7 protein-coding genes and 1 pseudogene are annotated in these 7,908 nt (G+C 72.3%); 5 read left to right on the top strand and 3 right to left on the bottom strand.

The window, feature by feature from the left end; genetic code table 11:
- Together JNW91_RS27495 and npdG are read left to right on the top strand one after the other, a co-directional pair.
- Positions 1-411: pseudogene (locus tag JNW91_RS27495) on the top strand (RNB domain-containing ribonuclease); the annotation flags it as partial.
- Between the two features lie 94 nt (positions 412-505).
- Complete coding sequence (gene npdG / locus JNW91_RS27490; RefSeq protein WP_203178331.1) at positions 506-1,204, top strand: NADPH-dependent F420 reductase; 699 nt, start codon at positions 506-508, stop codon at positions 1,202-1,204.
- Positions 1,205-1,333: 129 nt separating this feature from the next.
- Here npdG and JNW91_RS27485 read toward each other — a convergent pair whose 3' ends face one another.
- The 3 genes from JNW91_RS27485 to JNW91_RS27475 all read right to left on the bottom strand — a co-directional run bounded on the left by JNW91_RS27485 (position 1,334) and on the right by JNW91_RS27475 (position 5,436).
- Positions 1,334-2,584, bottom strand: a complete 1,251-nt coding sequence (locus JNW91_RS27485; RefSeq protein ID WP_203178329.1) for an HNH endonuclease signature motif containing protein — start codon at positions 2,582-2,584, stop codon at positions 1,334-1,336.
- Between the two features lie 89 nt (positions 2,585-2,673).
- Positions 2,674-3,519: a 3-methyl-2-oxobutanoate hydroxymethyltransferase gene (gene panB / locus JNW91_RS27480; protein ID WP_203178327.1), complete on the bottom strand. Its 846-nt coding sequence runs from the start codon at positions 3,517-3,519 to the stop codon at positions 2,674-2,676.
- A 159-nt stretch (positions 3,520-3,678) separates the two neighbouring features.
- Positions 3,679-5,436, bottom strand: coding sequence for an NAD+ synthase (locus tag JNW91_RS27475; protein ID WP_203178325.1), 1,758 nt, complete (start codon positions 5,434-5,436; stop codon positions 3,679-3,681).
- Positions 5,437-5,676: 240 nt separating this feature from the next.
- Here JNW91_RS27475 and glnA point away from each other — a divergent pair, with 240 nt between their 5' ends.
- From glnA to JNW91_RS27460, 3 genes are all read left to right on the top strand, one after another.
- Positions 5,677-7,026, top strand: a complete 1,350-nt coding sequence (gene glnA / locus JNW91_RS27470) for a type I glutamate--ammonia ligase (protein ID WP_203178323.1) — start codon at positions 5,677-5,679, stop codon at positions 7,024-7,026.
- 88 nt (positions 7,027-7,114) lie between these two features.
- Complete coding sequence (locus JNW91_RS27465) at positions 7,115-7,540, top strand: DUF350 domain-containing protein (protein WP_203178321.1); 426 nt, start codon at positions 7,115-7,117, stop codon at positions 7,538-7,540.
- 46 nt (positions 7,541-7,586) lie between these two features.
- Positions 7,587-7,908 (top strand): helix-turn-helix transcriptional regulator (locus JNW91_RS27460; protein WP_238425803.1); only part of this gene is annotated, 322 nt, incomplete at its 3' end.

The raw sequence follows: 7,908 nt of genomic DNA, 5'->3' as shown, positions 1-7,908 counted from the left end.
ACGTCACGGCGCCGCTGCGCCGCCTCGCGGACCGGTACGCCACCGAGGTCTGCCTGGCCCTGCACGCGGGCCGGCCGGTGCCGACTGGGCGCGCGCCGCCCTGCCCCGGCTGCCGAGGTGATGGCCAGCACCGACCGGACCGCCTCGGCGGCCAGCCGGGGAGCCGTCGAGCTGGCCGAGGCGGTGCTGCTGGCGAACCGGGTCGGCGAGGTCTTCGACGCGGCGGTCCTGGACGTCGACGCCCCGCCCAACGGCAAGTCCCGCCCCCGCCCACCGGGCGGCACCGTCGCCCTGGACACCCCACCGGTACGCGGCCGCTGCCTCGGCGACCTGCCACTCGGTGAACGGGTCCGGGTCCGCCTGGTCACCGCCGACCCGGCGGCCCGCACGGTCCTGTTCGAGCTGGCCTGACCCGCCCGGCGCCACCCGCGCCGGCCAGGCGGCAGCGGGGATTGTCACAGCGCGCGGCACTGCTGCCGGCCGGGCGGTTTGGAAGGATGAGCCCATGGCATACGACGCGAGCACGCTGCCCGACGTGTCCGGACTGACGGTCGGCATCATCGGTGGCACCGGCGACCAGGGGCGGGGCCTCGCCTACCGGTTCGCGCGGGCCGGTCAGACGGTGCTGATCGGCTCCCGGTCCGCGGAGCGCGCCGCCGAGTCCGCCGCCGAGATCGCCGCCCTGCCCGGGATGCCGGCCGACGCCACCATCACCGGTGCGGCCAACGACGAGGTGGCCCGACGCAGCGACGTCGTGATCATCGCGGTGCCGTGGGACGGGCACGCCGCCACCGTCGCCGCCCTCGCCGAGCCGCTCGCCGGCACGATCGTCGTCGACTGCGTCAACCCGCTCGGCTTCGACAAGCAGGGCCCGTACGCGCTCACCGTCGCCGAGGGCAGCGCCGTTCAGCAAGCCGCCGCGCTCCTGCCGGACTCCCGGGTCTGCGCGGCGTTCAACCACGTCAGCGCCCCACTGCTCGCCGACCCCGAGGTCGACCGCATCAACTTGGACGTGCTGATCTGCACCGAGGACCGCGAACTGGTCGACGTGGTCGGCGCCCTGGCCGCCCGGATCCCCGGGATGCGCGGCATCTACGCCGGCCGGCTGCGCAACGCCAACCAGATCGAGGCGTTCACCGCCAACCTGATCGCCATCAACAAGCGCTACAAGGCCCACGCCGGCATCCGCGTCACCGACCTCTGACCCCGCTCACCGACGCCCGGTCGCGGTGACCGGTCTCTGGGCGCGCGCTCACCGGCCGCTCTCTGCTCGATGGCGAGGCGGCCTCGCCTCGTGGAGCGGTTGGGCCGCCGCTTGTCTGCTGGTCGTGGCTCACGTGCGACGGTGGTACTGGTTGCGGCGGGGGAGTTGGTCCGGGTCGAGCCAGGCCGGCGGGATGAATTCGGGATGCCCGTCGGGCGCGAGGCGGACGGTCCAGTCGTTGTGGTGGATGTGGCGGTGGTGGTGGCCGCAGAGCAGCACGGCGTTGTCGAGGCTGGTGGCCCCGCCGTCGGCCCAGTGCCGGATGTGGTGGGCGTCGCACCAGCGGGGTGGGCGGTCGCAGCCCGGGAAGGCGCAGCCGCGGTCACGCAGGACCAGCGCGCGCCGCAGGGGCCCGTTGACGAGGCGGCGTTGCCGGCCGACGTCGAGTGGCTGGCCGGCGCCGCCGAGGACGGCCGGAAGGATGGTGGCGTCGCAGGCGAGCCGGCGGACGGTTTCCGGGGTCAGTCCGAGGCCGGTGTCCAGGATGCCAGCGTCGAGCTGTCCCACGAGGCTGTCGTAGCTGGTGGTGACGACGACCTGGACGGGCTCGCCGCCGTTCTCGGGTAGTTCACCGGTGCGCAGGGTGAGTCGGCAGAGGTCGGCGAGCGCATCATGGCGGCGTTGCCCGGGCGACCGTGTGTCATCCGGGCCCGACGGCGCCGTCAGCGGGTCGATCGCGGCGCGGAGCAGGCCGGCTGCCTCGGTGTCGAGGGTGCCGGTGAGTCGGAGTCGGCCGCCGCCCAGGTCGGAGAGGGTGATGTGGCGGTCGCGGGTGGCCCGGCGGGCCTCGGCTTCCAGTGCGGCTTGGGCGGCGGCGTCGGCGATGTCGGGTGCGACGTGGTCGAGGATGCGGGTGCTGAGCTTGCGCAGGAGAGTGGGGTCGAATTGACCCGCCCAGTCGAGGAGCACACCGACGGCTTTGTCGGCGGCCTCGGGCCCGGCGGCGCCGTGCACGGTGTCGACGGTGTCGGCGATGACCCGGACTTGTTCCAGGTTGATGTCTCCATCGGCGAGCGCCTGTCGTACCCCGGGGTTGCCGGTGTCGAGCGCGGCGGCGAGGTCGACGAGCCGACGGGCGGTGGCCACGGTGAGGCACAGACGTTCGCGCAGCCAGACCGCGGTCGAGGAGGCGCCGTGTGTGCGAGCCGTGCCGCGGCCGTCGATTTCGCGGACCAGCGTCAGCTTGACGGCGGCGAGGCGTTGTTCGATGCGGTGCGCGGCGTCCAGTGCGGCGGCCACCTCGTGCTCGGCGAGGGCCCAGGGTGCGGTGTCGGCGCAGGCAGCGACAGCGTCCTCTGCCTGCGCCAACCCCGCCAACATGACCCGAGACTAGAACAGGTGTACGACAACTCCAGTCGTCATGATCGATTGATGCGTGGCGTCCAAAGGTGGACCGAGGCCCGCTGGCTCTAGAAGGTGTGTTCGGTCGCCGGGAACTCGCCGCCACGGACCTCGTCGGCGAAGCGGCGGGTGGCGTCGGTGAGGGCGCCGGCGAGGTCCGCGTACCGCTTGACGAAGCGTGGTGCCTTGCCGGTCCGCAGGCCGGCCATGTCCTGCCAGACCAGCACCTGCGCGTCGGTGTCCGGGCCGGCGCCGATACCCACGGTGGGGATGGACAGTTCGTGGGTGATCTGCTTGGCCACCTCGCCCGGAACCATCTCCAGCACCACCGCGAACGCGCCCGCCTCCGCGACCGCCCGCGCGTCGGCGAGGACCTCGTCGGCCGCGTCGCCCCGGCCCTGCACCCGGTAGCCGCCCAGGGTGTGCTCGCTCTGCGGGGTGAAGCCGATGTGCGCCATCACCGGAACGCCGGCGCCGACGATCGCGGCGATCTGCGCGGCGCAGCGGCGGCCGCCCTCCAACTTCACCGCGTGGCAGCCGCCCTCCTTCATGAACCGGACGGCGGTGCGCAGCGCCTGGGCGGGACCCTCCTCGTACGAGCCGAACGGCAGGTCGCCGACGATCAGCGACTGTCGGGTGGCCCGCACGACCGCCCGCACCAGCGGGAGCAGCTCGTCCGCGGTGACCGGCAGGGTCGTCTCGTAGCCGAACACGTTGTTCGCGGCCGAGTCGCCGACCAGCAGCACCGGCACGCCGGCCTGGTCGAAGATCCCCGCCGTGTACTGGTCATACGAGGTGAGCATCGGCCACCGTTCGCCGCGCTCCTTGGCGGCGACCAGATCGCGGGTACGGACCCGCCGGGTGGCCGGTCCGCCGTACAGGGCGGTCACCTCGTTCGCAGTGGACTCCACCATGACTGTCTCCTTCCTCGAGGCCGCCTACGCGGTCCCCGGGTTCCGTCGCGATCGTCGCACCGCGGAACGGGGTGACGGCAGGGCCCAGTGGAAGATGTCACTCGGGAGCCGCTGCGAGACGCCGGACCGGGCCACCGGCCCGGCGTCCACCGCGCTGGCTCAGCCGTGCTCGCGCCACCGGTTGGTGATCGGCAGTCGACGGTCCCGCCCGAACGCCTTCATGGAGATCTTCGTGCCCGGCGCGGACTGGCGTCGCTTGTACTCGGCGGTATCCACCAGCCGCAGCACCTTGTCCACGACCGCCGGGTCGTGGCCCGACTCGACCAGCCCGTCGCGGCCGAGATCTCCGTCCACGTAGCCGATCAGGATGGGGTCCAGGACGTCGTAGTCGGGCAGGCTGTCGCTGTCCAGTTGGCCCGGGCTCAGCTCGGCGCTGGGCGGCTTGCCGATCGAGTTCTCCGGGATCGGCGGGGTTTCGCCCCGCCGGGCGGCGTCCGTGTTGCGCCACTTCGCCAGCCGCCACACCAGCGTCTTCCACACGTCCTTGATCGGGTTGAAGCCGCCCACCGAGTCGCCGTACAGCGTGGAGTAGCCCACCGCCAGCTCGCTCTTGTTGCCCGTGGTCAGCACCAGGTGGCCCTCCTGGTTCGACAGCGCCATCAGGATGACGCCGCGGACCCGGGCCTGGAGGTTCTCCACGGCCACCCCGGACAGCGACAGGTTGGCCAGGAAACCGTCCACCATCGGCTGGATCGGCTCGACGCGGTAGTCCAGTCCGGTGCGCTTGGCCAGGTCGGCGGCGTCCTCGCGGGAGTGCTCGGAGGAGTGCTGGCTGGGCAGCGACACCCCGACGACCCGGTCTCCTCCGAGGGCGTCGACGGCCAGTGCGGCCACCACCGCCGAGTCGATGCCGCCGGAGAGGCCGAGAACCACCGACGGGAACCGGTTCTTGTTGACGTAGTCGCGCAGGCCGAGCACCAGCGCGTGCCACACCTCGGCCTCGTCGGCCACCGGCTCGATCAGACCGCCGACGGCGGCCGGACCGGAGGGCGTGGGCGGAACGCCGTCCACCGAGGCGCGGACCACCCGCATGCCGTCCGCGATGGTCTCCGCGGCCGGCGGCGCGGCCGCGGCCGGCAATTCGACGTCGTGTACGAGGAGGTGCTCGACGAACTGCGGGGCGCGGGTGAGCAGCTCGCCGTCGGCGCTCACGATCATCGAGTCGCCCTCGAAGACCAGCTCGTCCTGCCCGCCGATCATGTTGACGTACGCGATGGTCGCGTTCGCCTCGGCGGCCCGCCGGCGGACCAGCGGCAACCGGATGTCGTCCTTGTTCAGCTCGTACGGCGAGCCGTTGATGTTGACGACCAGGCCGACGCCGGCCTGCCGGGCGGCGGCGAACGGGCCACCGGCCTGCCACAGGTCCTCGCAGATTGTCAGCGCCACGTCCACCCCGGCGATGCGCACCACGGTCAGCTTGTCACCGGAGATGAAGTAGCGGTCCTCGTCGAACACGCCGTAGTTGGGCAGGTGGTGCTTGAAGTAGCGGGCGGCAACCGCACCCTTGTGCAGCAGCGCGGCGGCGTTGCGGGCACCTCGACCCGGCTCCGCGTCCCCGCTGACCTGCGGCGGCCCGTCGGCGTCGAGGTAGCCGACCACCACCGGCACGTCGCCGAGGCCGTCCGCGGCGAGGTCGGCCGCGAGCCGCTCCAGGGCCGCCTGGGACGCGGCGACGAAGGACCGTCGGAAGACCAGGTCCTCCACCGGGTAGCCGGTGAGCATCATCTCCGGGAAGAGCACCAGCTGGGCACCGGCATCGGCGGCCTGGCGAGTCCAGCTGCGGACCAGGTCGGCGTTGCCGGCGAGGTCGCCGACGCTCGGGTTGACCTGGGACAGGGCGAGACGCAGGGTGGGCATGTCCTCATCTTGCCCCAGCCCGGTCGGAGTCATCCGCACCCTCGGACGAGATGGTGGCCACCCGGGGGTCGGCGCCCGCGACACGCGGCGAGCGGCGCCCGCCCGCCCGGCGGGACACGAGGGGACGGGCGGCGGCGGTTCGCGTAACGTCTGCGTAACCAGGCCCGGGAACACTGGGCGGTCAGGTCGGGTGCAGCCCGACCAAGGCGGACATAAAGAGTGTCGCGAGGGGTTGGGGAAGTGGACCGTCAGCAGGAGTTCGTCCTCCGTACGCTGGAAGAGCGGGACATCCGGTTCGTGCGGCTGTGGTTCACCGACGTGCTGGGCACGCTCAAGAGCGTCTCGGTCGCGCCCGCGGAGCTGGAGGCGGCCTTCGAGGAGGGCATCGGCTTCGACGGCTCGGCGATCGAGGGGTTCGCCCGGGTCTTCGAGTCGGACATGGTGGCGATGCCCGACCCGACCACCTTCCAGGTGTTCCCGTTCGAGGGTGGCGTCAGCGGCGAAAGCGCCCGAATGTTCTGCGACATCCTGCTGCCCGACGGCGGCCCCTCCTGGGCCGACCCGCGGCACGTACTGCGCCGCGCGCTGTCCAAGGCCGCCGAGAAGGGCTTCACCTTCTACACCCACCCGGAGATCGAGTTTTTCCTGCTGGAGAACGGTCCGCAGGACGGGTCCCTGCCGACCCCCGTCGACACCGGCGGCTACTTCGAGCACACCACCCACGCCGTGGCCCGCGACTTCCGCCGCCAGGGCGTGCTGGCCCTGGAGCGGATCGGCATCTCGGTGGAGTTCAGCCACCACGAGGTCGCGCCCGGCCAGCAGGAGATCGACCTGCGCTACGCCGACGCGCTCACCACCGCCGACAACATCATGACCTTCCGGCACGTGGTCAAGGAGGTCGCGCTCTCCACCGGCGTGCAGGCCAGTTTCATGCCGAAGCCGTTCACCGACCAGCCGGGCAGCGGGATGCACACCCACCTGTCGCTGTTCGAGGGGGAGCGCAACGCGTTCCACGACTCCGGCGACCCGATGAAGCTCTCCAAGGTGGCGAAGTCGTTCATCGCCGGCCTGCTGATGCACGCCCGCGAGTACACCGCGGTCACCAACCAGTGGGTCAACTCGTACAAGCGGCTCTTCCCGCAGCACCTGCCGGACCGCATCACGGAGAGCCCGGCGTACGTCTGCTGGGGTCACCTGAACCGGTCCGCGCTGGTCCGGGTGCCCGCGTACGGCAAGCCGAACTCGGCCCGGGTCGAGGTCCGTTCGCCGGACTCGGCGGCCAACCCGTACCTCGCGTTCGCGGTGCTGCTCGGCGCCGGCCTGAAGGGCATCGAGGAGGGGTACGAGCTGCCGCCGGGCGCCGAGGACGACGTCTGGTCGCTGACCAGCGCCGAGCGGCGCGCCATGGGGTACGAGGCGCTGCCGGAGAACCTCGCCGAGGCGATCGACGTGATGGCCGAGTCCGAGCTGGTCGCCGAGGTGCTCGGCGAGCACGTCTTCGACTTCTTCCTGCGCAACAAGCGGGCCGAGTGGGAGCAGTACCGCCGCGAGGTCACCCCGTACGAGCGGCAGCGCTACCTGGCGCTGTAGCCGCGGGGGCTGACGCGGTTGCGCCCTGCCGCTATCGTCTCGATCACCGCGCCGGTACCCCTCCGGGCGGAGATTCGGGAGGCAGTCGGTGCTGGAGGATCTGCTCAGCGGTGCCTGGCAGAGCGTCGTGTTCGGGATCGTCGGCGTGGGGCTGATGGCGGCCGGGTTCGGCCTGGTCGACCTGCTCACCCCCGGGCGGCTGCGGGACCTGATCTGGGTCGACCGCAACGCCAACGCGGGGCTGCTGCTCGCCGCCAACCAGCTCGGCATCGCCGGGATCGTCTTCACCGCGATCCTGACCAGCTACAGCGACTTCGGTAAGGGGCTCGCCTCCACCGTGGTGTTCGGTCTGCTCGGGCTGGCCATCATGGCGTTGGCGTTCGTGGTGCTCGACCTGCTCACCCCCGGCAAGCTCGGCGAGGTCATCTGCTCGCCCGAGCCGCATCCGGCGGCCCGGGTCAGCGCCGCCACCCACTTCGGCGCCGCGCTGATCGTCTGCGCCTGCATCGCCTGAGCGCGGTCGCCGGAGGCCGTCGTACCCCGGCCGTAGCGTCCCGGGCATGAACCGCACGGACCGGCTCTACGCGTTGGTCGAGGAGCTGCGGGCGGTGTCGCCGCGCCCGCGCAGCGCCCGCTGGCTGGCCGCCCGATTCGAGGTGAGCAGCCGAACCGTCGAGCGGGACATCGGCGCGCTCCAGGAGGCCGGCGTGCCGATCTGGGCCGAGCCCGGGCGCACCGGCGGCTACGTCCTGGACCGCGCCCGCACCCTGCCGCCGGTCAACCTCACCGCGGCCGAGGCGGTGGCGATGGCCGTCGCGCTGCACGGCTCGCGGGCACGCCGTTCGCCGGGACGGGCGCACCGCGCTGCGCAAGCTGGTGGCG

The organism is Micromonospora parastrephiae, from assembly GCF_016802865.1.
Classification (GTDB): domain Bacteria; phylum Actinomycetota; class Actinomycetes; order Mycobacteriales; family Micromonosporaceae; genus Micromonospora; species Micromonospora parastrephiae.
Note: the sequence above shows the minus strand (reverse complement) of the source record. Positions and strands in the feature narration are given on the sequence as shown.

Coding starts and splice junctions, on each gene's coding strand:
- npdG (WP_203178331.1), top strand. CDS start 506: ATGGCATACGACGCGAGCACGCTGCCCGACGTGTCCGGACTGACGGTC.
- JNW91_RS27485 (WP_203178329.1), bottom strand. CDS start 2,584: ATGTTGGCGGGGTTGGCGCAGGCAGAGGACGCTGTCGCTGCCTGCGCC.
- panB (WP_203178327.1), bottom strand. CDS start 3,519: ATGGTGGAGTCCACTGCGAACGAGGTGACCGCCCTGTACGGCGGACCG.
- JNW91_RS27475 (WP_203178325.1), bottom strand. CDS start 5,436: ATGCCCACCCTGCGTCTCGCCCTGTCCCAGGTCAACCCGAGCGTCGGC.